The organism is Acinetobacter sp. UBA801, assembly GCA_002296655.1.
Classification (GTDB): domain Bacteria; phylum Pseudomonadota; class Gammaproteobacteria; order Pseudomonadales; family Moraxellaceae; genus Acinetobacter.
On sequence record DBIN01000052.1, the window covers coordinates 17853 to 44058 of the forward strand.

Annotated in this window: 24 protein-coding genes; 2 read left to right on the forward strand and 22 right to left on the reverse strand. The window is 40.7% G+C overall.

Features of this window, described 5'->3' with window-relative positions:
* Positions 1 to 7: 7 nt before the first annotated feature.
* The 9 genes from B2W49_RS10560 to B2W49_RS10600 all read right to left on the reverse strand — a co-directional run bounded on the left by B2W49_RS10560 (position 8) and on the right by B2W49_RS10600 (position 8377).
* A complete protein-coding gene (locus tag B2W49_RS10560; protein WP_291341104.1) occupies positions 8 to 1039 on the reverse strand; it encodes a M48 family metallopeptidase in 1032 nt (343 codons plus the stop codon).
* 14 nt (positions 1040 to 1053) lie between these two features.
* Positions 1054 to 2157, reverse strand: a complete 1104-nt coding sequence (locus B2W49_RS10565) for a YjgN family protein (RefSeq protein ID WP_291341105.1) — start codon at positions 2155 to 2157, stop codon at positions 1054 to 1056.
* A 168-nt stretch (positions 2158 to 2325) separates the two neighbouring features.
* Entirely contained in the window at positions 2326 to 3165 is an 840-nt protein-coding gene (gene fghA, locus B2W49_RS10570; RefSeq protein WP_291341107.1) for an S-formylglutathione hydrolase, read from the reverse strand.
* Between the two features lie 18 nt (positions 3166 to 3183).
* The gene (locus B2W49_RS10575) at positions 3184 to 4593 is read right to left on the reverse strand and encodes a C13 family peptidase (protein WP_291341108.1); all 1410 of its coding nucleotides are present in this window, start codon (positions 4591 to 4593) and stop codon (positions 3184 to 3186) included.
* Positions 4594 to 4739: 146 nt separating this feature from the next.
* Positions 4740 to 5561 (reverse strand): class I SAM-dependent methyltransferase, encoded by an 822-nt coding sequence (locus B2W49_RS10580; RefSeq protein WP_291341110.1) that lies wholly within the window; start codon positions 5559 to 5561, stop codon positions 4740 to 4742.
* Entirely contained in the window at positions 5555 to 6379 is an 825-nt protein-coding gene (locus B2W49_RS10585; RefSeq protein ID WP_104852431.1) for an undecaprenyl-diphosphate phosphatase, read from the reverse strand. The genes B2W49_RS10580 and B2W49_RS10585 overlap by 7 nt, the downstream gene beginning before the upstream one ends.
* A gap of 12 nt (positions 6380 to 6391) precedes the next feature.
* Positions 6392 to 7057, reverse strand: a complete 666-nt coding sequence (gene tsaB / locus B2W49_RS10590; RefSeq protein ID WP_291341112.1) for a tRNA (adenosine(37)-N6)-threonylcarbamoyltransferase complex dimerization subunit type 1 TsaB — start codon at positions 7055 to 7057, stop codon at positions 6392 to 6394.
* Between the two features lie 160 nt (positions 7058 to 7217).
* Entirely contained in the window at positions 7218 to 7748 is a 531-nt protein-coding gene (locus tag B2W49_RS10595) for a gamma carbonic anhydrase family protein (protein ID WP_291341113.1), read from the reverse strand.
* A gap of 32 nt (positions 7749 to 7780) precedes the next feature.
* Positions 7781 to 8377 (reverse strand): CoA pyrophosphatase, encoded by a 597-nt coding sequence (locus B2W49_RS10600; protein WP_136143983.1) that lies wholly within the window; start codon positions 8375 to 8377, stop codon positions 7781 to 7783.
* A gap of 123 nt (positions 8378 to 8500) precedes the next feature.
* Between B2W49_RS10600 and B2W49_RS10605 the strand changes: the two genes are divergently transcribed.
* Complete coding sequence (locus B2W49_RS10605; protein WP_291341116.1) at positions 8501 to 9049, forward strand: NUDIX hydrolase; 549 nt, start codon at positions 8501 to 8503, stop codon at positions 9047 to 9049.
* A gap of 97 nt (positions 9050 to 9146) precedes the next feature.
* Here the strand turns inward: B2W49_RS10605 and B2W49_RS10610 are convergent, their stop codons facing one another.
* The 6 genes from B2W49_RS10610 to B2W49_RS10635 all read right to left on the reverse strand — a co-directional run bounded on the left by B2W49_RS10610 (position 9147) and on the right by B2W49_RS10635 (position 17292).
* A complete protein-coding gene (locus tag B2W49_RS10610; protein WP_291341118.1) occupies positions 9147 to 11057 on the reverse strand; it encodes a flagellar protein FilF in 1911 nt (636 codons plus the stop codon).
* 20 nt (positions 11058 to 11077) lie between these two features.
* The gene (gene filE, locus B2W49_RS10615) at positions 11078 to 12415 is read right to left on the reverse strand and encodes a putative pilus assembly protein FilE (RefSeq protein WP_291341120.1); all 1338 of its coding nucleotides are present in this window, start codon (positions 12413 to 12415) and stop codon (positions 11078 to 11080) included.
* Positions 12409 to 14073, reverse strand: coding sequence for an OmpP1/FadL family transporter (locus B2W49_RS10620; protein ID WP_291341121.1), 1665 nt, complete (start codon positions 14071 to 14073; stop codon positions 12409 to 12411). Before B2W49_RS10620 ends, filE begins: the two co-directional genes overlap by 7 nt.
* 12 nt (positions 14074 to 14085) lie before the next feature.
* Positions 14086 to 15216, reverse strand: a complete 1131-nt coding sequence (locus tag B2W49_RS10625; RefSeq protein ID WP_291341123.1) for a hypothetical protein — start codon at positions 15214 to 15216, stop codon at positions 14086 to 14088.
* Between the two features lie 46 nt (positions 15217 to 15262).
* The gene (locus B2W49_RS10630; RefSeq protein ID WP_291341125.1) at positions 15263 to 16096 is read right to left on the reverse strand and encodes a C39 family peptidase; all 834 of its coding nucleotides are present in this window, start codon (positions 16094 to 16096) and stop codon (positions 15263 to 15265) included.
* 191 nt (positions 16097 to 16287) lie between these two features.
* Complete coding sequence (locus B2W49_RS10635; protein ID WP_291341126.1) at positions 16288 to 17292, reverse strand: DUF6160 family protein; 1005 nt, start codon at positions 17290 to 17292, stop codon at positions 16288 to 16290.
* Between the two features lie 255 nt (positions 17293 to 17547).
* On the opposite strand from B2W49_RS10635, the gene pabB reads away from it, so the two are divergent.
* Complete coding sequence (gene pabB, locus B2W49_RS10640; RefSeq protein ID WP_291341128.1) at positions 17548 to 18888, forward strand: aminodeoxychorismate synthase component I; 1341 nt, start codon at positions 17548 to 17550, stop codon at positions 18886 to 18888.
* Between the two features lie 66 nt (positions 18889 to 18954).
* Here the strand turns inward: pabB and hisC are convergent, their stop codons facing one another.
* The 7 genes from hisC to B2W49_RS10675 all read right to left on the reverse strand — a co-directional run bounded on the left by hisC (position 18955) and on the right by B2W49_RS10675 (position 26027).
* Positions 18955 to 20043 carry a histidinol-phosphate transaminase gene (gene hisC / locus B2W49_RS10645; protein ID WP_291341130.1) on the reverse strand — a complete coding sequence of 363 codons (1089 nt, stop codon included), beginning with the start codon at positions 20041 to 20043 and terminating at the stop codon, positions 18955 to 18957.
* A 182-nt stretch (positions 20044 to 20225) separates the two neighbouring features.
* Entirely contained in the window at positions 20226 to 21527 is a 1302-nt protein-coding gene (gene hisD / locus B2W49_RS10650; RefSeq protein WP_291341132.1) for a histidinol dehydrogenase, read from the reverse strand.
* Positions 21528 to 21713: 186 nt separating this feature from the next.
* The gene (gene hisG, locus B2W49_RS10655; protein WP_004975201.1) at positions 21714 to 22418 is read right to left on the reverse strand and encodes an ATP phosphoribosyltransferase; all 705 of its coding nucleotides are present in this window, start codon (positions 22416 to 22418) and stop codon (positions 21714 to 21716) included.
* Positions 22418 to 23674, reverse strand: a complete 1257-nt coding sequence (gene murA / locus B2W49_RS10660; protein WP_291341134.1) for a UDP-N-acetylglucosamine 1-carboxyvinyltransferase — start codon at positions 23672 to 23674, stop codon at positions 22418 to 22420. The genes hisG and murA overlap by 1 nt, the downstream gene beginning before the upstream one ends.
* Before the next feature lie 7 nt (positions 23675 to 23681).
* Positions 23682 to 23933 carry a BolA family iron metabolism protein IbaG gene (gene ibaG / locus B2W49_RS10665; protein WP_004975198.1) on the reverse strand — a complete coding sequence of 84 codons (252 nt, stop codon included), beginning with the start codon at positions 23931 to 23933 and terminating at the stop codon, positions 23682 to 23684.
* 137 nt (positions 23934 to 24070) lie between these two features.
* Positions 24071 to 24403 carry a ribosome hibernation-promoting factor, HPF/YfiA family gene (hpf, locus tag B2W49_RS10670; protein ID WP_004975196.1) on the reverse strand — a complete coding sequence of 111 codons (333 nt, stop codon included), beginning with the start codon at positions 24401 to 24403 and terminating at the stop codon, positions 24071 to 24073.
* Positions 24404 to 24572: 169 nt separating this feature from the next.
* Positions 24573 to 26027 carry an RNA polymerase factor sigma-54 gene (locus B2W49_RS10675; RefSeq protein WP_291341138.1) on the reverse strand — a complete coding sequence of 485 codons (1455 nt, stop codon included), beginning with the start codon at positions 26025 to 26027 and terminating at the stop codon, positions 24573 to 24575.
* Between the last annotated feature and the right edge of the window lie 179 nt (positions 26028 to 26206).

The window sequence follows — 26206 nt, forward strand, 5'->3', positions numbered from 1 at the left end:
ATTGATGTTAAGGCGCTAAACGCTGCGTCTGCTCAAAATCCTTGACTGCTTGAATACGTTTTTGTGTTGCAGGATGGCTTTGCAAAAAATCCAAAGGACTTTTGCCGATGTCTTCTCCTGTATCTTGTGCCAAACGCTCCAAAAAATGAGCAAAATGAATGGTTGGAATGCCCTGAGCGTGCATGGTATTTAGAGCATAATGATCTGCTTCAGATTCAAAATTACGTGAATAACTTGCCCCCACGAGCGCCACAGGCAAGGTCGAAACTAAATCTGTACCATCTCCTGTAATCGCAAGCAAAATAATACTAAACCCTAAGCTCGATAAGGCTTGTTGCAAGCTGTGTCTTTCTGCCAAATGCCCTTGTTCATGCGCCAACACACCAAAAATTTCCTGATCATTCTGCGCCAATTCCACCAACTCATCGGTCAAAATAATAGTGTTATTCGGAATTGCCAAAGCATTCGCTCCTAAGCGATTACCTTGTCGAAACAGCACTTTAGCAGGTGTATCTTCTGCAATGAGCTTGCGATAATCTTTCAGAATTTTCTGCTGACGCGCTGTAGGCAATTGACTAGGGGCAGTCATATCTAAAATATAACGCTCTGCTTTATCACCAATTTGATTTAAGGTATTCGCAGGCAATTGAAAGGCAACGTATCTGGATGCGCTTGGGATGCCCCATTGCACAGTGGCAAATACCATCAACAACACAAAAACCAGACTAAATACAATCAGACTTGGTGTGCGTTCCAATTTCCAGATGGAATGCTGCAGCTGTTTATTTCGTAGTTGAAACCATTCAGGCAATGCTTGAGAAAACTCAATACGTGCATCGTCTTTAAGTTCAATGACAGGCTGAATTTTACCCAGTGCGCCTACCAACATCATGTCTTGATAATGATAGCGCCGTTGTTGTTGTAAATTCTCACCATAACAAATGAGTACTGACTGAGCATCAATAGGCGAGATTTTGGCTGGCCATGGTTTAGATACCACGCCATCATAAAACACCACATCCACGACCTGTGCCGCCATATCTCTCTCCCACCTTACAGCGAAACATCAATATCAAAAATATCACTGATTTCTTCTGCAAGTGCGCTATGTTCGGCTTGCAGTTTATTGATCATCAAATCTGGATCATTTTTTAAATGTAGACTTAAAGACTCAACCTGATAGCGATATAAACGAATGGCTGCCCATGGAGTCATTAACCCCAAACTCAGAACTTTCACAATCCAATTGGTCACCACAATCCAAGTATAATGCCACTGCCCGCAATCGGTCTGAAATTCACTACCACTGATACTGGTATTGTTCCATGTAGTGATAAAAATTCGCGCCGACATCAGCGGCCAAATTAAAAACAACCCCAGCAGATAAACCGCTAAAAACAACCAAAGCAACTGTGCAGGATTTCGACTTAACTGTCCTGACAAAGCCAAAATCATCCCCACAGCAAGCAAAATACCAAAGAATAAGAAAATAGGTATATACATCGCGCGCATATAGGCTGGCCAATCTGCTTTCAGCTTAAATTTAAGCTGTCCTGCATATAAGTGGTCTAGGCAATAACGCTTATACATCCAAACCAATACAGGAAAAAATAGGCCCAATGTAAACAGATTAATCACGATACATTTTAAAAATACCCAATAGGCTTCTTTGTTACTGCCTGAGAAATAAAAACGCGCATTACCAAATTTACTATTTCGCGCCTTGAAACGAATGGTCGCTCGAATCAACCACGGCACAGCTAAATATAAAGCCACCACGCCAATGAGCATGGCTTTGACTGAATAATTGGAAATCACCGAGATCGCAACATAAATTCCAATGGCAATTAAACGCCCTAATAAAATTTTATGTGGGATGCCCGTGAAATCAAAACGGCGTTTGATTAATTCGGTATTGCCATAAAAATAGCGCAAACGACGTACTTTTGCCCACGGTGCATATAGCCCGAAGGTTACAATCATCAATAAAATATTGACAATCCAAATGCCAAAATACTCTGAGGCGCTACCATGAAACTGAAAATGATGAATCCGTCCAAGTAATGGATTCAGCGCAGGCGGCGTTGTAGGCTCCGCTGGAAAAAACGGGGAAGATGACGGTGTTTGTTGTGGTAAATCCCATTCTGAATTGTGCATGTGATGCCTTAGTTATTTTATTGTGCAGTCGTTCTTTTACCCAGAAACTCAAACCCAAATGAGCAATCTTTCTAATTGGTAAAAAAGCAAGTGTTCACCATTCTATTAAAAACTAAACAACGTGCCTAGAAAAGTTTAAAAATCAATGTGTAAAATTGAGTGCTTGGCTTAGTCTGCTTGCAATTGCACCACATGGAATTGCAAATGCTGATCTATAAAGCTTTGAATGAAATAATAGCCATGATCATAGCCCGCATGTTCACGCAAACTCAATTTTTGCCCGACCGCATCACAAGCTTGCTGAAATAATGCAGGATTGAGCTGACTGTAGAATTGATCTTTCAATCCCTGATCAATCAAAATTTCACTGAACAATGCACCTTTGGCCTGCACCAAAGCAGTCGCATCGTGCTGTAACCATAGTTGTTGATCTGAGCCTAAATAATTAGAAAACGCTTTTTCACCCCACGGGCATTGGGTTGGTGCACAAATCGGAGCAAAAGCAGACACGGACTTAAATTTTTCAGGATATTTAAACGCGAGGGTCAATGCACCATGACCACCCATACTGTGCCCCATGATACCCACTTGCTGTGGCTGAATTGGGAACTGTTGTCGTACCAATTGATAAAGCTCATCGGCTACAAAAGTTTCCATTTGATAATGTGCCGCCCACGGTGCTTGTGTGGCATTGATATAGAAACCTGCACCCTGTCCAATATCCCAATGGTCACCTTTAGCAACAGCTTCACCACGTGGTGAAGTATCTGGACTAATCAAAATTAGTCCCAATTGCGCTGCCATGTGCTGTGCATGTGCTTTAATCGCAAAAGTTTCTTCGTTACAGGTTAAACCTGCCAAATAAAATACCGCAGGACAAGCCTGTCCCGCCAAAGCTTGTTCGGGCAAAAAAATGCCAAACTGAGTTTCAGTCTGTAAAGCATTAGAATGAAAACGATAAATCCGTTGCTCACCCTCAAAACAGCGGTTGTTCTGAATTAACTCCATCACCCTCTCCTCTTTGGCTTATTGAACAGATTGCGCACTCAATTGAATTTCTGCCGATGTTGCAACACTTTTTTGTGGAAACAAACGCTGCTCTAATTGTGGCAGCATCAATTCCATATTTTTACCTATCGCCCATTGCGGCTCTGAAGGCTCAAAACCTTGCGCTTGCTCCCATTTGGCCACAGTCACTTTGGCTTCATTAAAGGCATTGGCAAATGAATTTTGTTCACGCATGGCCTGATCAAAAAAGGCACGACCAAAATAAGTATAGTCAGCTTCGTTTGAACAACCAAACGACTCACGATCTGCTGCCGATGCAGTAATTACCAAGGTATTATCATCTTGCAAGGCGGATACAAAGCTACCTGAATAACAGGCTGAAATAACGATCACACGCCAGCGAATACCCGATTTATCCAAAGTATCACGCAGCCATTTCGGATCGACCTGATTTAAGTCAAGTGGTGCATTTTCAATTTCAAAATGGTCTTTTAAACCATGTGAGGTCATATATAAAAATAGCACATCACTTTCACGGTTCATGCGTTGCCCCATACGGCGCAGCGCCAATTCAATACTGGTTTGTGAGGCAATTGGAATTACATTGCGGGTCATTGGGTTATTAATGAGCACCATCGAACGCCCAAAAGTACCAAAACGGGTATCAAACTGTTCACGAATCCGCTCAATTTCAGACATAAATACGTCTTGATAGCTCGCCCCTGCAACCCCTAAAAAGTACCAATGCGATTGGGCAAATTCCCCATATTGAATACTGTCTAAAGCTTTATTCAGTACACGGCTTTGTGCATAAAAAGCTTCTTCGCTTAAACTTGGTGGAACTTCTTCTACTTTCCAAATGGGCTGACTTTTCACTGACATCTGCCAAACCACCAAAGTGAATAAGGTCGCCAAAACAATCAGTGCCCTTTCCCACCACGGCCAATGCAGCTCACGTGAAAACACCCACACCACGGCCAAGCTTTGCCAAACAAAAAGCACCATAAAAATGATAGGCAAATAGTCATACAACACATACGGCAAGACATCCATCATGCCCATGTATTGAATCAAGCTTTGTAATAAAGCAACGTGAGTATCTAATACTAGCCACAACAAAGCAGGGACTAACAATAAGCGCGGGTTATTGACACGCTGAGAAAGAATAATTCCGACAATTAAGGCAATAAACGGCCACAAGGCATAACTGACCAAACCCTGTGGGTTAAATTCACCCACTTCTCCCGCCACCAACCAACTGAATAAGGTATTGGCAAGACCGCCTAAAATCCCCCAAAAAATCAGTTGTAAGATAGATGGACGAATAATTTGCAAAGAGCGTCGCGAACCCAAAAATAACCAAACGCCCGCGGCTTGGTTGCTTTTAAAATCGTGCCAAAAATTAATGGAGGGTTTGAAGTCAATCATAGGATTCTGTTAATCGCAGCTCGCGTTTCCACACTCCAAGTTTATGCTTGTCGTCGTAATTATCAATTGTTAATTTTAACTATATAACAAATCTTTGTGCATTATAGAAGCATTGAATGCCTTGCCACTGCTTTAGTGGTAGAAATCTACCCGTTGTTCAAATTTGCTTGGAAATAAGCATCAAATCTGCATGCATCACCATGCCATTGATGTGTAGTTTCCTGCCCCGCCAAAAATACTGCCAAACGTGGACGCTTCACTACAACACGTTTGGCAATTTGCTGTGCTAAGCCTAATAAATGATCACCTAAATCCATTTCACCATCTTCAGGTAACAACAAATGTAATAACTGCATTTGTTTTTTGACTTGAGCCTGCTTTTTCTGTGTCTGTTGATGTTGATCTCTCTGCGGAAACATCGGGTCTAAATACACCACATCAACAATTTTTCCCCGCGCTGCGCAGTTGCGTAAATAATCTGCTGAATCTGTAAAAACCAACTGGATACGTGCAACAACACGTGCCAAGAAAGGATCATCTTCAGCTTGGCGTTTAGCATCTTCCAACAAAGTAAAAAGAATAGGATGACGCTCCAACAACGTGACCTGAGCACCCAAATATGCCATAAGCAAGCTGTCGTGTCCTAGTCCTGCCGTAGCATCAATCAGGCTTGGTTTTTCCGACAAATTACAGGCACGAGCAATCATTTCTGATTTTAAAGAGGCACGCTTTAGCCGTCCAATTTCAGCTTTCCAATCGGGTTGCATTTTCATGCCATTGGCACACAACCACAGCCCTTCAGCATCTACACACAATGCCAATTCAGGGTTCAAACGCAAAAAACGCGCATTCAGTTTTTCTACTGTTTCAATGCGCGTTTGCACACCTCTAGACAAAAGCACAGCAGAATAATGCTGTGCTTGAGTGAGCCACTCGGCTTCGGTGTATAAGCGAAGTTCGCTTACCATAGTTTCCAACCTGTGAATGCGAACAATAAAATGATTAAACCTGAAGCAATACGATACCAAGCAAAAATCATAAAATCTCGCTTAGCCACATACGCCACCAAGGCACGGATTAGCAAGAGCGCCGATACAAAAGAAACGATGATCCCGAAACTGAGCACCGTCCAATCTTCTGTGGTTTGGAATACATCATAGCTTTGGTACAAGTCGAGTAAGCCTGCGCCAATAATGACAGGAATACCCAAAAAGAAAGAAAATTCAGTGGCGGCTTTACGCGAAACACCTAAGAACATTGCACCAATAATGGTTGCCCCTGAACGCGAAGTCCCCGGAATCAGCGACAACACCTGAATCAGACCAATCCAGATAGCATCTCTATAAGTTAGGTCTTCAACTTCATGTGCACGTACTTGTGGTGGATGTTTCTCAATCCACATAATGATAAAACCGCCAATAATCAGACCAATGGCTACGGCAACATCATTAAACAATAATTCTTTTACAGTTTGTCCAAAAGTCAGTCCAATCAGAATTATTGGAATAGACGCCATAATCAGACCAAAGCCCAAGCGACGACCTTTTTCTTCGCCTGTAAACATACCTGTGGCTGCGCCCCATAAACGTGTCCAATACTCATAAATGACCGCTGCAATTGCTCCCATTTGAATGGCAATCACAAATACATCACTTTTTTCTTTGGTCCAAAAGTCCATTAGCTCTGCAGCCAGAATCAAATGTCCTGTGCTAGAAATGGGTAGAAATTCGGTAATCCCTTCTACAATACCCATAATTGCCGCTTTGAGCAGCAGTAAAAGATCCATAAATAACCCTAATTATGCCTTGCCTTGTTCTGGAATTTTTTTCCAAGCATTGTCACGTAAATAAACAGGTAATGCTTGTTCTGCGCTGACCCATTGCTGTTGCTGTGCACAGACGCGTGCAATAGTAGCAATATCTTGTGCGGTTGCACTTAAGCCCTTGTATTGTATTTGTTCTTGATCAATTAGGCCTGCACCAGAACCGACCAATTGAAAGCGTACCACTTGTGCAGCGTCGCTATAATTCAATAATTGTTCCTGATCAACCGCCTGCATAATTTCTTGTATATCTAGCTCAAAACTAGCGATATACACTTCATTCATGCGTGCATCCAACACAGCTGTAACTGCAGTTAACCCTTCAAGACGATAAGCCGCTTGCGCCAATGCCTGCAAAGTCGATACAGGAATTACAGGCACATCATGCGACCACGCCAAAGCTTGCGTAACTGCTGCATTGATTCGCACACCACTAAAAGAACCTGGGCCACGACTAAAGGCAATTGCAGTCAGGTCAGCCGTACTCATTTGAGTTTCAGCAAAGCCTTGCTCAATCATCGGTAAGATGGTTTGCGTTTGTGCTTTTGCTCGCGTATCTAATTGAAAAAAAAGTTCCTGTGTTTCATCTACAATCGAAACGGAACACTGCTCATTGGCAGTTTCCAATGCCAGCAATTTCATGCACAACCTTCAAGGAGTAAATATCAAAAATTGGCGTTATGATACTCCACTCCTGAAATTCACGCGAGGATTTACATGCCTCAGATTGCAATTCATGCGTATAAAATTCTATGCAATTAAAGCCAAAATATGCGTTTGACTGAACGATGCAAATTCTAATTTAGAGTGTGGCAGGCTCTAGGTTTACAAATTGTTGAAAATGTTCAGCATAGTGCAGCGCACTCATTTTTAAACGTGCTTCTGCAGATTCATCCAAAATCTTGACCACTTTTCCAGGAGAGCCCATCACCACAGAATTATCAGGAATCACTTTCCCTTCAGGAATTAAAGCATTGGCGCCAATAATACAGTTTTTACCAATCACCGCATGATTCAATACCACCGCATTAATACCAATCAGACTGTTATCGCCCACGGTACAACCATGTAACATCGCCTGATGTCCAATAGTCACATAATCACCAATCTGCATTTCAATGCCTGCATCAGTATGCAATACAGCATTTTCCTGAACATTGCTAAAATTACCCAATTTGATTTTACTGTTATCGGCACGTACCACAGCCCCAAACCAAATGCTAACTTTTTTCCCCAACTCAACCTGACCAATGACCGTAGCATTATCAGCTACCCAACCATCCCACGGTTGCTGCATTGCTTGAGGCGCATATCCTTTAAATTTATACAACATAGTTCCTTTCTATCCTCACATCAAAATTTTTTCTATTTGTTAAATGTTGGTGAATTTAACAAAAACGGCCATTCTTTACGATAATCCAAACCATATTCAAATAAAGATACTAACATCCGCGCTGTTAACCCCCAAACTACTTCATCTTCGATCTGCATGCTCGGAAAATATAATTTTTGTTGTGCAAAGCTCACTTCATACGGCATCGGTGGCGCTTCCATTAAATGCTGTAAAGAAGCAAAAAAGATCCGATCAATTTCTGAAGGTTGTGGAATTAGTTCTACTTTTGGGGGAATCAGCCCCACCACAGGTTTAACCAACATCCCATTACGAGCTTTTTGCATTGGCAAATCACCAATCAACTGCACTTCAAATGGATTTAATGCGGTTTCCTCCTGCGCTTCACGCAATGCCACCACAATATTACTGGTATCTTGCGGATCGCGTTTGCCACCTGGAAAAGACACCTCACCCGCATGATTGTTGAGTAAGGTAGAGCGGCGTGTGAGCAACACCTTAGGATCAGACTCGTCGGTAATAGCAATCAACACCGCTGCATGCGCTTCCATGAACGTTTTAGAAAAGCGCAAACGTTGCTGTAACAGATGCGTGAGCGAATGATCAATCATGCCTTATAACTCTCCTTGTCTAAGTTTTCATCATAGCTGAAATAGCTAGGCAATAGATAGAGAGGATGCCAAAGTTGAAATTTTCAGTTATTCTGAGAACTCCCTTTAACAATGACGATCACTATGAACTTTTGTGGAAATTGTGGGCAAAAAACAACAACGAAAATTCCGCTTGGCGATCAGCAATTACGTCAAGTCTGTAGCGCATGTGGCAACATTCACTACGTCAATCCAAAAGTCATTTGTGGTGCATTGGTCGTTTGGGAAAATAAAGTATTATTGTGTCGTCGTGCAATTGAACCGCGCTATGGTTTGTGGACTTTACCTGCAGGCTATATGGAAATGTTTGAAACCATGGAGCAAGGTTCTGCCCGTGAAACCCGCGAAGAAGCCGAAGCTGAAATTGAAATCGAACAACTTTACTGCATGTATAACATTCCTCGGATTGGGCAAATTTATGTGCTATTCAAAGCTCAATTGTTGAATGGTCAATTTGGTGCAGGTGAAGAAACCATCGAATCACGTTTGTTTAGTGAAGATGAGATTCCCTGGTCTGAATTGGCGTTTCCAAGTGTAGAACGTACTTTACAGCACTACTTTACAGACCGAAAAAACAATCATTTCACGATTCATTTAGAAACCTTAGGTTCACGTACCGATCATACGGGTTAACCCCATATGATATTCATTTGAACCAACCTGAAATCTGAATAAAAATAGCCCACTCTCACAGTGGGCTTTTGTCAACTCATATCAGCTAAAATGAATGCTAAATACGCACTCTATTTGGGTTATAACACTCAGCAACATCTAGACTTACCGCTCCACCCTGGGCTTTCACCAAAGCTTTATCTGCATCAGTTGCTAAAGTTGGGTTCTGAGCCACGTAGGTTGCAAGTTGTGCATGATAAATATTGCTCCACTTCACTGTTGCGCCATTAAAATCTGACAAAGTAATACGTGTGGAGTTGGCTGCAACTAAATTGCCTATATTGGCGCGTGCACCACCCACCACTTGACCAACCCCACCTTCGACAGCTTCAATTTTGGTGTTCAAACCAATGACTGCGCCATCAAGTTTATGAAATTTTGGATTGGCTAAAATCATACGCAAAGTGACTGCTTTATTGTCGATATCGGTTGCACCTAACACACCAATACGGTATTGCTGCACACCATTTGTATCCACATATTCAGCACCAGTCTGACTAATTTCAGCACATTGACCTGACATATCGGTTGCTGTGGCATTTGGTGCTATATCTGTACGAATATTACCATCCTCATCTAAAACAATACCCAATTTGATGTTATCTGTAGTCGTTCCGCCATCAAAATTAAAGGTCAAAGTTGCATAAATTGGAAAAATATAGGGTTTCCCTACTGGTACATTTTTCTGAGTTTTAAAAACACGACTATCCAAAAAGTTCACAGAAAAGAATTTATAGGCATCAAAAGAACCTTTGAACTGATCTGTGCCTATGCTTTGTTGCCATTGACCATAATCTGCCGGATTTGCTGTTGTAGATTTGGTCAATAATTTATAAAAACCTTCCGTACCCGCAATTAAATAATCATTAAACACCTTACCTTGGGTAATTTTAAAATCATCAGTCGCATTGTCATTCACACTAAAATGGAATGGCCCCTGAATACGTTTATTCAATGGGTTAACCCATGTGGTTTGTGCTGCTGCTACCATACGCTCAGGACGTACTTTACGAATCAACTCACCACTCACCGTTAAAATTGGGTTGGTCGTGTTCGCAGACACCGCACCTTTCCACTGCATACCATAACCAAAGGTATATCCTGAACGGTCTGTAATCAGTTGATACTGCCCAATGAGGTGTTTCAAGTCTACGGCGGTAGATTTACAATCTGTCAAATTACAGCCATATAAACCTTGTGGCAATTGTGAGTCTTCTTTGGCTAAAATTGGATAGTTGGCTTGATAAGATGCCGAGTTATTCATGTAAACCAAGGTGGTTAATGCTTGATAAGCATCATCTTGAGAAACTTGTGACACATCTACCCATGGGCGCAAAATACTGGCATAAGTCCCTGAACGATAATCACCCACATCAACAGACTCAGCAATATTTGCCAATTGTTCTTTTTTGAGTGTCGTAATCGTTAAAGGCTGAATATCACCTGCAATCGTTCCTCCACCTTCAACAGAAAGTGCTTGTAACAACCGTACAATAGCAGTCGCAACCTGTATTGTTTCGTCGCTACTACTCAAACTCATTGCTTGGCGTCCTGTTAATCCTCGTGCCATGTCCAGCACACTTAAACGTGGATAACCCGCACCTGCAGTACTAACCATTCCAATATCAGACAATGATACTGTCCCTAAATCAATATATTGATTGGTCTTTTCCTGAATAAAGAAGTGGACTTTATCTCCTTCACTACATTTACCTGTTGCAGCATTACTTTTCGGCTCAATCATGGTAATGTAAGTTTTACTGTTATCACTGCTACAGGTAAAATTCAAACCATCTACAGGATAATCTAATGCAAATTCCACGCAGTTTTTGGCTGTACTGGCACAACTTCCGTTGATATACGCCACAGCATTAGGCTCTGGATTAATATTGGCACTTTCTCCACCACAGCCACTCAATGCCGCCATCAATGCTGTCGTTGCAAAAGGTAAAATATGTCTTGTTTTCATCCTGAATTCTCTTATTGTTGTTAGCGTATCGCAATGAGTTTTAATTGACCTTGGTTACTGAGCGCACGATGTTCCATATCCACTGCAGAAGCCAATGGTGTTAATAATATATAGTGGCTATTTTCTGGAAGTTGCAGCATACCTTCAATCACCTCATGTCGTAAGACATTGCCTGCAGTATCCTGATTTCTAAAACCACCAGCACCTTCAATCACACAGCCTTTTTGATCCAGAAAAACCACAAAAGGCCAATAAAAAGTAGGGTGATTTTGCTTCGTGGCATAAGATTTAATTTGAATGTTTCGAATATCGCCTTCTAACTTCACCAATTCATAATCAAATTTTTCGGTTAAGGGAGCTCTAGGCCACAAATTTAAATCTTGTTGTGCTTTTAAAGTTTTAGCTTTATTTTTTTTGCTTTCAGCAAAGCATTGCTGCCCCAAGCTTTCTATCGCTTCAACTTGATTAACACGATAATAGTCTTCAGCTAAAACAATGGCTTGAGGTTCAGCAACCGATTGCTTTTTAAATAGTTTATTGAGAACGGAACGACTTACACCACGTTCACGTTCGACCACTTGCATGCGCGTACCACCACCATTTTTTGTGTCAATCATGCCTTCTGGCATACTGTAAAAGCGTTTTTTCCCTTCTAAATTAAACTCCTGATCTTCCAAATACTCACTTTTAACATACTGTTCACCCGCCATCTCTATATAATCCATTTGTTGGGCAGATGTATGCGATGCTTGATCTGGTGTTTTTTTAGAGACAGACACTGTGGATGGATCAAGCGTAAAATGCTGAGGAAGCTGTTGTAAACCGTCTAATACAGATGGTTTGACCGCAACTTTGTTAATCGCTGCTTCATTTGCCGATCCTGTTTGATGAACAGATTCTACACTAGACATTTTTGGTTGCGCTGCATTTGGCTCAGTCTGTGATGCGTGCAATGTTGAATTTGCTTTGATTTGAGTGACTTGATTTTGTGACGTAGCGGATTGTTCTGAGATATTCGGTTTAGGCTGATTCAGTTGTTTGTTCACCTGCGCAGAAGTATTTTTAGATACCTTCACAGATGTATGAGCAGGTATCTGCTGTGCTTGATGCACCTTGTCTTGCTTAAACTGGTCTTGTTGTTGATTTTCTTGTAGTTGCTTTTGCTGTTGTGCGGTTTCCAACGCCTGTATCGTTTGCTTTTTTTCTGCAGCATTACGCTGCACCACAATTGGACGACCATCTGGTCCAATAATGGTGTAAAACTGATTCGCGTAACACACCGATCCCATACTGAAAATCAGTGTGAGTATCGACTTTGAAAATAAAGTCCGTTTTATTTTCCGTACTGAACTTACCATCGTGTTCTATAACTCAATCCAAGAATTGTAATTTTTGTATCCGTTTTCACATTCAAACCCGCATAAGGGTTTAACAGTAGGTTATTCACACCTTCCTTATTAGCTAAACTACTGGTATTGGCTGGAATTTTATCCTTGCTTTGTAAAAAGCCGATGGATAAATCAAGGTCTGTATCTGCATCAAAACGATATCCCACACCTAGACCGAATAAACGTGCATTATTAATCGGTACCATGGTGTTACGCTTATTGTCAGGAATCGCACTACCACGTGGTTCATAACCCGCACGCAGTTTTAAACGGTCTGTGGCTGAATATTCGATCCCAATACCCCAGTTCCACGGAGATATAAACTCTAAGGGCAAGGCCAAACTGTCATCAGACACGTGCTCTGAAAGCAATTTTGCAATTTTTAATGCCGAGATTTGGCGGTCAAACTCGAATTTGAATTTATCCCATGCTTTATAGTCAGTCCAACCCACATCAAAATTGACTTGTAAATCAGGCATGACTTTATACTTTATCCCCGCTTGAAAGTGCGCAGGATATTCAAAATCCATCGAAACCAAACCAGACTCACTGGCAGGAATATAACTTGGGAAACCTAAAATTGCCGCTAAAATCTGCCCCGTCGGTGAAGACATCAAACCATTAATTAACTCACGCGGTGCTTTAGAGTTATCAATATGATATTTCCCCTTTAAACGCATTTTAGCTGCACTCTGATACACCATACCAAAGCTAAAATCTTCTGTCGGTTCCCACAAAATGCCTAAGTTATAACTCGGGCTTAAGCTTTGCTCAACCGCCAGTTGCATTTGCCCAAAACGGGAAAATGGATTCATACCTTCTTCGGCATTACAAATCCCGAGCAACAAAATATCGGTAATGATGTCTGAATTTTCTTTAAATGGTGTACAGACCACTTCGTCCACCATACGCAACATCCCGATCAGTTCATTTGGGAAGCGCAAATCGGTATTCATGGCGATGGCCTGGTAGGACATCCCAATTGATGCACCGACTGACAATTCATCATTGACTTGGTAGGCGATAGATGGAGAAAGATAGGTGATTCGTTCTAAGGCAACTTGTTGTCCCATAAAGTTACCTGGGTTACCATTTTCGGCACCAAAACCCGCAATTAGCGGTGCATATAATGCGGTAGCAAAGGTCACTTTGGAACCAGGTGGATTATAGGCAATACCGTTGGTTGGCGCTGCCAGTGGCATGCCTTTACCCAAATCGACAAATTTTTTCAGAATCGGGACATACAACGTTGGATATTCTACATCGGCTTGTACTGTACCTTTAAAATCGGTACAAAAATCTGCCAAAATTTCTGGTCCATCGTTACACACCACAGGGTCATCAGAATAACCAAAAACGTCATAACCTGCTGGAACAGAAAGTTCACGCTGCACATCAAAATGTGCCAATACCCCTTGCACATCTGTTTGCAAACCTTCAATTTTGGTCAGTGCGGCAGGGTTAAAGTGAATCGCACTAATACCTGGAGGATCTGCAGTGACCGCATTCCCCATAGTCAAAGAACGAATATCGACAGATAAGTTTTGTCCGAGCTGCGCAAAAGCAGCCCCTGAACAGCCCGACAGTATTATTGCAGTCACTAACGGGCGAAGTCGTATCATTTTCATGCGACTAGCCTCTTAGCGAATTTTTTTACCGAAACCGAGAATATCCAGTGGGAATGATAAACCAAGTGATACGTCTGGCGCGTCTTCGGTCAGACCGATTCCTACCGTACCATTCACAATGGTTTCAGGTGAAACGCGCACGCCTAATGAAATAGCTAAAGTCGAACTGGTTTGGTCTGCAGGTGAATAGCTTTCACCTCCTTCATAAAAAAACTCAGAACCTGTATTGAAGCTTTGCTGATAAGACATGGTCATCGAGACATCGTAGTTAAACGAATAAGCAAAACCAAAAGCAAAACCACCACTGATACCTGGCTCAAATTCTTCAATAACACGACCACCACGTTTCTGGTTTAGGTCACTTTCTTTAAAACCATAGTTGGCTGAAGCAGAAGCAAACAATACAACAGGGTCAATATACTTCCGCGTACTTGCACCAATGCCTGCAGAGTAATACCCCTTACCTGTTGATAAGTCTTTAACAGGATTAATCTCGTAAGGACTATCCCCCGTTTTGGTCGATAAATTTGCGAATAAAATTAAAGGTAAACGCCCCGCTTTTAAAGGGAATGGCTCCCAACGTGCACCTAAAGAAATATCTCCCAAACCTGCTGCAGTAGCATCCTTTAATAGATCCGACTTTGCAACTAATGGTAAAGAAGCAGATAAAGTTAAATTGTCACGCAAACCATATTGTGCGGTGAAGGTGTTAGTTAATGCGTGGGATGCATTTTCTTGCACACGAAGCTGATACAACTGACCTTGTGCCATTTCAAGATCAAGTTGGGTATCACGATAATAGGTATAATCAATGTCGTAGTAAGATGAAATTTCACCTTGTTTCATCAATGAATATTGACGTTCATTTGAGGTAAAGACTTCTTCTAAGTTGGCCTCTTTGGTTGCATCGCCCTCTTGCTGTTGCAAAGCAGATGATGCTGCTTGCGCACCATTTGCAGATACAACTGCACTATTTGTTTCAGCACTTGTATCCGCAGTTGATGCTACTGTATCTGAGACTTCTGTTTGTTTAACTGTGGTTTCATATTCCCCTAATTGCGGTTCCTCTGCTGCATAAGCCACCCCAAATACCATTTGAATACTGAGTGCCAACAAGGTTTTATTCATCCATTTACGATCCATGATTTACCCCTTCCATTTTTTATTTTTGTATTTCGTGAACAACTAATTACTTGTTTTTGTAGTAGAGTCTTAAAAATCGCTGCTCGTACTGTCCATAATTTTCAGAATCTTTATTTACATTGCGTTCTAGACGTATCGTCGATGCTTTATCAGCTATTTTTTCCATCGCAAATTGCGGATATTGAATATCAACAAAGGCATAGCGATTCACTGTTGCATCTTCCACGTGACGTAAATCTGTTTCTTGTAATGCCAACATAGTTTGACGATTTTGTGGTGCGACATTAATTAAAAACAGAGTATTGTTTTCCCAAACCTCCTTAAAACGTTCTTCATCAAAACTAATATTGCCTAATGCAGGGTCTGCCACATAGACACGCCCATTTTTGTATGCTTTGTACACCACAAAATGTTTAAATCCTGCATATGAAATCGGCACAATTGCAGGCTGTCCTTGTTTCACTAAATCCGAAAATTCCCCGCGATATCCGCCACTTTCTAAGCCTAAAGCTGCGACAAAGCGCTTCATATCCAATAGTGAAAAACTACGACGTTCAATAATTCGTTCGTACTCTCCATAACGTAGCAAGCCACTCATGGTTTGTTGCTCGTTTAATTGTGTTCCAACATAACCATTGAGCAAAGTCGTTAACGCTGCAGAACCACAGCTATAGTCATAGGCTTGGCGTACAATACCGCGAAACTGATCTTCTAAAGCAGGTTTAATTTGCACAGGCTCTCTGTGCATGCGGGTAAATGAATTATTTCTAGAATCCAAAGTTTCTGTGTAACGCACAGTTTCAGGATGCTGTTCTTTTAAATCAAAGGCTTGTGTGGCAGCGTAATAGATCAATGCCGAGCCCAAAGCGATCTCTAACATATATTTTTTCTTTTAGTTCTCGGCAATACCTGCCTAATATTTTTATTTTAGAGTTTTCACTCTACATCCTTGTATTTAGAAAGATACTCGTTTTATAGAAAAAAAAAAGAGCTTTCTATATTTTTTTGCGAACTCATCAGTTTATTTGTAAAAAAAAGCGCGTGAATTCACGCGCTTTTTCCGTGTTTAAATTAGTGACCTGAAATGGTGATAACAGCACCTTGGGTATATACACCAGCAGCTGGACTAAAGTAAGTTTGTAAACCTTGAACTTCCATATCACCAATAGAAGCAGCACCCTTACTGCCTAAATGGATACCTGCTACATAGTTATCTTTAGCACCACCAGTACTCACAATACGGATATAACCATTGTTAGTACCTTCCTTACCAATCACACTAATGTTTTGTTTTAAGGTTAAGTCCGTAGAGTTTGCATCAGTAAGTTTAATGCTATCTACATAGATTTGGCCTGCTGCACGATTACCTACAGTACCATCTCCAGTACCTGCTTTAGTAGAGTTATCTAAAATACCTAGGTCTTTGATCTCTAAACCACCCACCATTGTGGTGTTTAATTTAATCATTGCACCTTGTGGAGCCGCACCCAATTGAATATTGGCATCCATTTTACCTGTTTTTAAAGTTAAACCAGATAAAATTGCATTATAGTTGGTATCATCGTTACCACGGCGAATATTAGTTGCACCAGCTGCTGGCATAGCATTCGATGCAGATACACCAATTTCACCAATTTTGATATCTAAGCCAGATACTTGTGCCGCCACGTTGATAAATGCACTATTGGTACCTGTACCAGCGTCTGTATCAATCACTAAGTCAGCTAAGTTACGAGAAGCTAACAAGTAAGCACCATTATCATCATAGTTTGCGCCAATCACAATACCATGCTTTTCGTTTGCATTTCCAGCAATACCATTGCCTTTAATTACGATAGCACCTGCAGTTGATGAACCACCAAAACCAGCATCACCCGCAGCGCCTTTTGCTGCTAAACCATCATTATCATGGATTAAAAGTTTTTCAATTTCGATTTTAGAAATACCAATCCCGATGTTTAAACCATCTTGACCAGTAGTTGTGCTTAATGCAGTATCGTCCATTGCCTGCATTGCCATTGCATTTGTCGTTAACGCGATTGATGATACCAAAGCAAGTTTAGTAAATTTTTTCATCTTGTTACTCTCCCGAGAGTATTATTTTTTTGGTTTTACCACTCAGTGCCAATGATTGTTTTTTTATTTGATGAGGACAACACTGACACACATTCCTTGAGCAGCCGGTTTGCACGTACAAAGGTATATCTGAGTTATTTTTTGTTCAACTGCTGTTGGTCGCAATCCACATCTTACCGACAAACGGTTATTTACTTTTTATGTGCTGTAATCATGTAAAATAGCCTTTTTAAATCTCTCAGCTGTTTACACTTTATGTCCTATCCTAATCATTTTAAAAAATTATTCTGTGAACCTGAATGCGAGGCTGCAAAAATTCTGCAAGCTTTGGCAGCACTTTCACATTGTATTTATTTGCAAAATAATGGAAAGGCACGTATTGCATTTTTGGCTGAATGCTATTGTGTGGAACAAAACCATCAACATTTTTACTTTCAAAAAACAGCATTGAATCAATACGAATTAAGTTCAACTCAATTAGATTTAACAGCTCATCTCGGTGCTTCAAATGATACAAACACTGCCCCATTTTGCAGTTTAATGGGTTTTATTTCGTATGATGCAGCAGCACAGCAACACATCGATATGCAATCCCGCGCCCAGCCAAGTGCTTTTTTAGGTCAATTTAAAAGCTATTTACAGCAAGAACCAGATGGCTGGTATTTTTATAGTTCAGACGACAATCCAACACAAACTTTTGATTTTATTTTTAATTTATATACCCAATCAGCCGTAGTTGAACAGTTTGAATTAAGCCAAAAGTGTCAAGCACGCTGGAATTTCACAGATTACCAACGTGCCTTTCAGCGTGTTCAAGACTATATAGTCGCTGGAGATTGTTATCAAATTAATCTTACGCAAGAGTTTAGCGCTGAGGCTCAAGGTCCACTTTTAGCAACTGCTGCTCAGTTTTGGCAACTGACCAATGCACCTTATGCAGGTTATTTACGTATTGGTGATTTTGAAATTTTAAGTTGTTCGCCCGAACTCTTTATTAATTTTGAGGAAAATCGAAAAATTACCACAAAACCAATTAAAGGCACGATGCCACGCTATGATGATCCTGAATTAGACCGACAATCGAAACAACAATTAAGCGAATCTGAAAAAGATCAGGCCGAAAATGTGATGATTGTAGATTTATTACGTAATGATTTAAGTGTTTATGCCGAAACTGGCAGCGTCAAAACGCCAAAGTTATTCAATATTGAGTCTTTTAATCAAGTGCATCACATGGTCAGTGAAGTTACTGCAACACTAAAAGCAGAAATGAATCCTTTTGCTGTATTGATGTCTGCCTTGCCAGGTGGCTCAATTACAGGTGCACCAAAAATTCGTGCCATGCAAATTATAGATGAACTAGAAGGTGCAGCACGTGGCGCCTATTGCGGCTCTATGGGTTATTTTGATGCAGATGGAACGGGTTCCTGGAATATTTTGATCCGTTCTATTCAAAAATATCAGCAAGATGTTTCATTATGGGCAGGTGGCGGAGTCACGATTGCATCTGTATGTGAAGCAGAATATCAAGAATGTTTTGACAAAGTTTCAGCCATGTTGGATTTATTGAATCGTTGGTATAAACCTGTGCTATAGCATGAAGTAAAAACAAAAAAAGCGAGTGAATTCAAAACTTCACTCGCTACTATTATATTTTGATTATTAGACCAAAATCTCGTGTTTTAAAGTTTCGACTAAGCGTTGATTTTGCTCATCAGTACCAATCGTAATGCGCAAATATTGATTGATACGTGGTTTATTAAAATAACGCACAATAATACCGCGTTCACGTAATGCTGTAGCTAATTCACCTGCATCCCGTTGAGGATGTGATGTAAAAATAAAGTTAGCGTGTGATGGCAATACCTTAAAGCCCAAGGTGATTAAATCCGTCACCAATTTCTCACGGCTAGCAATAACTTTTTGGCATTGCGCTTCAAAATACGCCTGATCTTGAAAAGATGCCACCGCGGCTGCAATGGCAAAACGATCCATTGGATAGGAGTTAAAACTATTTTTTACGGCTTCCAATGCGGCAATTAAATGTGGTTGTGCAATCGCAAAACCAACACGTAAACCTGCCAAAGAACGTGATTTAGAGGTGGTTTGACACACCACCAAATTCTCGTACTTTTCCACCAATTTCACTGCAGACGCTGCACCAAAATCGACATAGGCCTCATCAATCACCACCACTGAATTTGGATTGGCCTTTAAAATTTCTTCAATAGCGCTTAAACCTAAAGCAATACTGGTCGGTGCATTCGGATTGGTGATGATAATGCCGCCATTGGCTTGCTTATAGTCATTAACTACAATTTCAAAATCATCATTTAAAGGCAAAATTTTAGTTTTCACCCCAAAAAATTGACTATATACAGGGTAAAAACTATAAGTAATATCTGGATACAGTAGTGGCTGTTCCTGAACAAAAAAAGCCTTAAAAATATGTGCAAGAACTTCATCTGAACCGTTGCCAACAAAGACATTTTCCACCGCTACATTTTGCTGTTTCGCAATGGCTTGCTTAAGTTCAGACGCATCTGGGTCTGGATATAAACGCAGTGCATCAGCTGAATTTTCTAAAACCTTTTGCACCGCTCCCACCACTTTAGGTGAAGGTGGATACGGGTTTTCATTGGTGTTCAATTTTAATAAATTTTGGATTTTTGGCTGCTCACCCGGTACATAAGGTTCTAGCTCACGTACTTCAGGGCTCCAAAAACGCATTTTTTCTGCTGTGATATTCATTTTATATTCTCGTTCATGCACTCAACTTACTTTCGCGTAAGCCTTCTCTTTTCAGGAGAAGGTTGGGGTGAGGTTTTAAACCATGCCAAACTGAATTAAAGATTGCAGCCCTCATCCTTTTGTGAAGTCATACTTTTCCCTCAAAGGGATAAGGAGCTTTAAATGAGAGTTTTTTAAATTAATTACTGATAACGATAGCGTGCTGATCTTGCATGTGCATCAAGATTTTCCTGCTGCGCTAAAATATCAGCGGTTTTCGCTAAGCTTTTCACACCCTCAGCTGAACACATAATCAGACTTGAGCGTTTTTGGAAATCATAAACACCCAATGGTGATGAAAAACGTGCCGTCCCCGACGTTGGCAAAACGTGGTTTGGTCCTGCACAATAATCACCAATCGCTTCTGGTGTATAGCGCCCCATAAAGATCGCACCCGCATGACGAATTTCTTCTGCCATTACTTGAGGATTATCCATACACAATTCCAAGTGTTCTGGCGCCACTTGGTTAATCAATTCAATGGCTTCGTGACGATCTTTCACTAATACCAATGCACCACGATTTGCAATAGAGGTGCGAGCTATTTCAGCTTTAGGCAAATTTGCCAAGTGCTGTTCAATCGCTTGTTCAACCTGATTTAGCAATTGCTCATCTGGTGTCATAAAAATAGATTGTGCAACAGTGTCGTGTTCGGCTTGAGAAAGCAAGTCCATGGCCAACCATTCTGGATTATTCTCACCTTCGGCATAAACCAAAATTTCGGATGGTCCTGCAATCATATCAATGCCAACCTGACCAAACACAGCACGTTTTGCAGCTGCTACAAAGCGGTTACCCGGCCCCGTGATTTTATCTACCGAGGGGATAGTTTCTGTACCATAAGCCAATGCAGCAACGGCTTGCGCGCCGCCAATGGTAAATACACGAGTCACCCCTGCCAAATATGCAGCGGCCAAAACCAATGGATTGAGTTCACCATTCGGTGCAGGCACAACCATAATAATTTCAGGCACACCAGCAACATGCGCAGGTACAGCATTCATAAGCACTGAAGATGGATAAGACGCCAAACCACCTGGCACATAAATACCCACACGGTCTAATGGTGTGACTTTTTGTCCGAGTGTATTGCCCAAAGCATCAACATAACTCCATCCATCCTGTTTTTGCGCTTGGTGAAATTCACGAATACGTACAGCAGCCAATTCCAATGCCTCACGAACTTCGCGCTCTAAAGCATCAAATGCGGCTTTCAGCTGTTCCTGACTTAACTCAAGTTCTGAAAATTGATGCGCTGGATGTCGATCGAACTGTTGAGTGAGTTTAAGAACCTGAGCATCACCATGCTGACGTACATCAGCAATAATTTGATCTACAGTTTTTAAAAGTTCAGGATCACTGACAGTTTCAAAAGCCAACAAGTCCGCAAAAGCTTGTTTAAAGCTTTGATCTTGAGTCGATAAACGTCGCATCAATTTACCCACAAGGTTTAATAGAAAAGTTTAGTTTACCTTGTTTCTAGGGCTTTGTGGGAGTCTATACATGGTCAAAGCAGTATGTTTTGATGGAATTTCACGTTCAAAATCATTCAAGAACAGAATCATGCACGAACATAAAAAAACCGCCATTGAATGACGGTTTTTTGAGAAGGCAGGATGATGGATACAAAGTTAAGCAGATTGTTTTGCCAACTCTCGTTCTGCCACAGCTTTTTCAAGTTGTGCCAAAATTGGATTGAGCAAATCTTGCTTGCGCTTAAAACTGGCTTTATTGACAATTAAACGTGAAGATACTTTACAGATTTCTTCTAGCGGCTCTAAACCGTTGGCACGTAAAGTATTACCTGTATCAACCACATCCACAATGTAATCACCCAAACCGACCAATGGCGCTAATTCCATTGAGCCATAGAGCTTAATTACATCAACCTGCTCGCCTAAGCTGGCATAGTATTGACGGGTTAAATTCACATATTTAGTGGCTATCTTTAAGCGACCTTTTGGACGCTGCATGCCAACCTTACCAGCAGTCATTAATTTACAATTGGCAATTTTCAGATCTAGCGGCTCATATACATTTTGAGCGCCATGCTCCATCAATACATCTTTACCCGCAACCCCAATATCTGCCGCACCATTTTCAACATAAGTGGGTACATCAGAAGCACGTAAAATTAAAATACGCACTTGTTTATGTGTGGTTGGGAAAATCAACTTACGTGATTTATCTGGGTCTTCCAGTAAATTAATTCCCGCAGTTTCCAATAAAGGCAAAGTTTCTTTTAGAATTCGCCCCTTACTTAATGCCAAAGTTAAACCATGATCAAAATTGCCCATGACGTCAAAATTTGGATCATCGTTTCTCATGTCATTCATCAATTTACTCGCTTAATTTGGGCGCCTAAACCTTGTAACTTTTGTTCTACATTTTCATAACCGCGATCAATATGATAAATACGATCAATCAATGTTTCGCCTTCTGCCGCCAATGCTGCTAACACCAACGAGAAAGAGGCACGTAAATCGGTTGCCATAACAGGTGCAGCAGAAAGTTTTTCGACTCCTGTCACCACCGCATCATTACCTTCTACCTGAATATTGGCGCCCATACGTGACAACTCAGGGACATGCATAAAACGGTTTTCAAAAATAGTTTCTGAAATCGTTGCAAAACCGCGTCCAATCGCATTTACCGCCATTAACTGTGCTTGCATGTCAGTCGGAAATTCAGGATGTGGCAAAGTTCTGAAACTCACAGCCTTAGGACGCTTGCCCATCATATCCAGTTCAATCCAGTCATCGCCACGTGTGACTTCTGCACCCATTTCTTCAAATTTATCTAACACGGATTCTAGCAACGCAGGATCGGTATGCGTGGTTCTAATTTTACCACCTGTAATTGCAGCTGCTGCCAAATAAGAACCTGTTTCGATACGGTCGGCAACCACGGAATACTCACAACCATACAAATGTTCAACGCCTGTGACCACTAAAGTATCGGTGTCTAAACCTTCAATTTTAGCGCCCATTTTAATGAGCATTTGTGCAAGGTCAGTAATTTCAGGTTCACGTGCAGCATTACGAATGGTAGTCACACCTTCTGCCAATACGGCCGCCATGAGAATATTTTCTGTACCGCCAACAGTGACCATATCAAAGACCACTTCACCACCTTTAAGGCGACCATTGACTTTGGCATTTACATAGCCATTTTCAACTTCAATTTCTGCGCCTAAAGCTTCAAGTGCTTTAAGATGCTGATCGACAGGACGAGAACCAATTGCACAGCCACCAGGTAAAGATACTTTTGCACTACCATAGCGCGCGACTAATGGGCCAAGCACCAAAATAGAAGCACGCATGGTTTTTACCAACTCATAAGGTGCAAATTGGTTGTCCAATGTTGAGGTATCCGCAATGACAGTATCGCCCTCATAAGACATTTTAATGCCCAAGCCTGCGATCAACTTCACCAAGGTATTTACATCTTTTAAATTTGGAACATTTTTCAATGTTATTGGTGTTTCTGCAAGAATCATTGCAGCAAGAAGTGGCAAGGCTGCATTTTTCGCACCAGAAATGCGCACTTCACCTTCGAGCTTATTACCGCCCTGAATTAAAAATTTATCCATTAAATTATTAAGCTCCAAATAAGCTTGCTTTACGCCATTCTTCTTGTGTCATTGCACGAATTGTAACCGCATGAACTTCACCGCTGGCAATATAGCTATTCAATGGTGCATACACTGCTTGTTGACGAGCAACAGGACGCTTACCTTCAAACTGATTATCTACAATACGAAGATCAAACTTGCCGCCTTGCCCACTTACAGCAACTTCAGCCTCTGGAAAAGCAGCTTTTAAAATTTCAGTGAGCTGTTCACTATTCATCACAAAGACCTCTTATAGGACCAACGGTGTAAAAACCTGTCATTTTACTATAAATAGAAAAAATAATTCATTAATCCTATACATTATCGCAATAAAAAAGAGGTTTATCCAAAACCTCTTTTTAAATCACATTTTGATTAGATTGCTAATGGCTGATAATCCAGCTGCATCTTCCGATGTTTCTCTAACTGCCGTTTTAATTTTTCTGTCATCATCTTAATTGAAGTATACATATCATCAGCGCTGGCCTGCGCAAAAAGCTCCGTTCCAGGTAAACGAATAATCGCTTCTGCAATATGATTGGCGCTGCCTTTTTTAGAATGTTTATCGATTTGATGATCTTTACTTAATTTCACCTGCATACTATTGACCTGATCCAGATGTTTGGTCATTTGTGCAAATTTAAGTCGAATATTTTCTTCAATTGCAGGGGTGATAGCTAAGTGATGTCCACGAATTGTTATTTGCATAGTTCTATCCCTCACCTTCATTAGGATTAGGAAGGCATAGTTCACATGATTGATTGCCAAATAACAGATCGCTGCAGCGGTCACTTTAAATCATGTCTAACTATTCCTTCAAAAAAAAAGATTCATTATTTGGTCATAATGAATCCTTAGAATAGACCGATTTTAAAAATTAGATCAAGACTTTTCGTTCAGAAGATGACGGAATATTTAATGACTCACGATATTTCGCTATAGTCCGACGTGCTACATCAATTCCTTCCTCCTTAAGTAGATTAGCAATTGTGTTATCGGATAAAGGCTTACGTGGATTTTCATCTGCAATTAATTTTTTAATCTTGGCGCGAATCGCAGTTGAGGATGCTTCACCGCCTGAACTGGTTCCGACGTGACTTGAAAAGAAATATTTCAATTCAAACAAACCACGCGGAGTTAACATATATTTATTGGTGGTCACCCGTGAAACTGTAGATTCATGCAATTCCACCTCATCAGCAACATCACGCAAAATCAAAGGCTTCATTCCTTCAGCACCAATTTCTAGAAATTCACGTTGATGCTGTACAATACAGGTCGCGACTTTTAATAAAGTTTTATGACGTTCATCGACACTTTTAATAAAGTTTTTTGCATCCAACATTTGATTGCGCAAATATTGATTTTCTTCGCTTTGATCCGCGCGTTTAATCATATTGGCATAAAATGAATTGATTCTAAGCTTCGGCACAACATCTGGATTCAATTGCACCTGCCAATGATCCTGTTTTTTACTGACCACCACATCTGGAATTTGATAGTCTAAATCCTGATCTTCAAATGCTTTACCAGGATGCGCTTTCAAAGTTTTTAATAAAGACACTGCATACTGAAGCTGATCAGCACTTAAACCTGTTTGCTTAATTAACTTGGCTAAATCATTCGCAATTAATAATTCATAATGCTGTAAAAGCTGCAATGCCTCCTGACGATAAGGCACATCTGTAGCCAAACTTTCAAGCTGAATAGATAAGCATTCCGCCAAATTACGCGAACCAATTCCAATTGGATCTAAACGCTGAATATGTTTCAAAACGACTAAAACTTCATCGTTTTCAACTTCATCATCATATTCCATGGAGATCAATAGATGCTGTACAGATGTAGTGATTTCCGATATTTCACAATCCAAGAAACCATTGTCATCTAAAGCATCGACAATACAGTAGGCAATGAGCTGCTCAACTTGAGAAAAATGTAACAGATTGATTTGTTGCATCATGTGCTCTTTTAAACCCAAATGCCCCTGACGATTATCCTCTCGCTCTTCATATTCCGCCGTGCCCAAACTCGTTGGTAAATGGGTGTACACATCATCCCAGTCTGTATCGACAGGTAAATCGTTCGGTAGATAATCTGCATTTAATTCTTTAGTTAAATCTTTTTGATTATGTTCTTGCTCTTCTAAAGTGGATAAACTTTCGAAACTACTTTGTTCTTCGACTTTTTCTAATAGAGGGTTACTGTCCAACTGAATTTGAACTTCTTGTTCAAGCTCTAAACTCGAAAGCTGAAGCAAACGAATGGCTTGTTGTAACTGCGGTGTCAGCGACAAGGAGTTTGCAACTTTTAATCCAACCGATAACTTCATTTTCACCACTCTTTTAAATTTATTTTTTCAAAAACTTAATACATAAGTTTTTGATAAGCAATTTCTATGCCGTTATTTTAGATATAACATAAATTTATGAAAAAACATAAAGATTTTAATTAGAAATTCTATTCAATTTATTTTCTTTTTCTACTTATCTTTCCCCATAAAAAAACACC

What these genes read in the sequence shown, in the direction of transcription:
- B2W49_RS10560 (WP_291341104.1), bottom strand. Translation starts at nt 1,039, where the DNA reads ATGGCGGCACAGGTCGTGGATGTGGTGTTTTATGATGGCGTGGTATCT.
- B2W49_RS10565 (WP_291341105.1), bottom strand. Translation starts at nt 2,157, where the DNA reads ATGCACAATTCAGAATGGGATTTACCACAACAAACACCGTCATCTTCC.
- fghA (WP_291341107.1), bottom strand. Translation starts at nt 3,165, where the DNA reads ATGGAGTTAATTCAGAACAACCGCTGTTTTGAGGGTGAGCAACGGATT.
- B2W49_RS10575 (WP_291341108.1), bottom strand. Translation starts at nt 4,593, where the DNA reads ATGATTGACTTCAAACCCTCCATTAATTTTTGGCACGATTTTAAAAGC.
- B2W49_RS10580 (WP_291341110.1), bottom strand. Translation starts at nt 5,561, where the DNA reads ATGGTAAGCGAACTTCGCTTATACACCGAAGCCGAGTGGCTCACTCAA.
- B2W49_RS10585 (WP_104852431.1), bottom strand. Translation starts at nt 6,379, where the DNA reads ATGGATCTTTTACTGCTGCTCAAAGCGGCAATTATGGGTATTGTAGAA.
- tsaB (WP_291341112.1), bottom strand. Translation starts at nt 7,057, where the DNA reads ATGAAATTGCTGGCATTGGAAACTGCCAATGAGCAGTGTTCCGTTTCG.
- B2W49_RS10595 (WP_291341113.1), bottom strand. Translation starts at nt 7,748, where the DNA reads ATGTTGTATAAATTTAAAGGATATGCGCCTCAAGCAATGCAGCAACCG.
- B2W49_RS10600 (WP_136143983.1), bottom strand. Translation starts at nt 8,377, where the DNA reads ATGATTGATCATTCGCTCACGCATCTGTTACAGCAACGTTTGCGCTTT.
- B2W49_RS10605 (WP_291341116.1), top strand. Translation starts at nt 8,501, where the DNA reads ATGAACTTTTGTGGAAATTGTGGGCAAAAAACAACAACGAAAATTCCG.
- B2W49_RS10610 (WP_291341118.1), bottom strand. Translation starts at nt 11,057, where the DNA reads ATGAAAACAAGACATATTTTACCTTTTGCAACGACAGCATTGATGGCG.
- filE (WP_291341120.1), bottom strand. Translation starts at nt 12,415, where the DNA reads ATGGTAAGTTCAGTACGGAAAATAAAACGGACTTTATTTTCAAAGTCG.
- B2W49_RS10620 (WP_291341121.1), bottom strand. Translation starts at nt 14,073, where the DNA reads ATGAAAATGATACGACTTCGCCCGTTAGTGACTGCAATAATACTGTCG.
- B2W49_RS10625 (WP_291341123.1), bottom strand. Translation starts at nt 15,216, where the DNA reads ATGGATCGTAAATGGATGAATAAAACCTTGTTGGCACTCAGTATTCAA.
- B2W49_RS10630 (WP_291341125.1), bottom strand. Translation starts at nt 16,096, where the DNA reads ATGTTAGAGATCGCTTTGGGCTCGGCATTGATCTATTACGCTGCCACA.
- B2W49_RS10635 (WP_291341126.1), bottom strand. Translation starts at nt 17,292, where the DNA reads ATGAAAAAATTTACTAAACTTGCTTTGGTATCATCAATCGCGTTAACG.
- pabB (WP_291341128.1), top strand. Translation starts at nt 17,548, where the DNA reads ATGTCCTATCCTAATCATTTTAAAAAATTATTCTGTGAACCTGAATGC.
- hisC (WP_291341130.1), bottom strand. Translation starts at nt 20,043, where the DNA reads ATGAATATCACAGCAGAAAAAATGCGTTTTTGGAGCCCTGAAGTACGT.
- hisG (WP_004975201.1), bottom strand. Translation starts at nt 22,418, where the DNA reads ATGAATGACATGAGAAACGATGATCCAAATTTTGACGTCATGGGCAAT.
- murA (WP_291341134.1), bottom strand. Translation starts at nt 23,674, where the DNA reads ATGGATAAATTTTTAATTCAGGGCGGTAATAAGCTCGAAGGTGAAGTG.
- ibaG (WP_004975198.1), bottom strand. Translation starts at nt 23,933, where the DNA reads ATGAATAGTGAACAGCTCACTGAAATTTTAAAAGCTGCTTTTCCAGAG.
- hpf (WP_004975196.1), bottom strand. Translation starts at nt 24,403, where the DNA reads ATGCAAATAACAATTCGTGGACATCACTTAGCTATCACCCCTGCAATT.
- B2W49_RS10675 (WP_291341138.1), bottom strand. Translation starts at nt 26,027, where the DNA reads ATGAAGTTATCGGTTGGATTAAAAGTTGCAAACTCCTTGTCGCTGACA.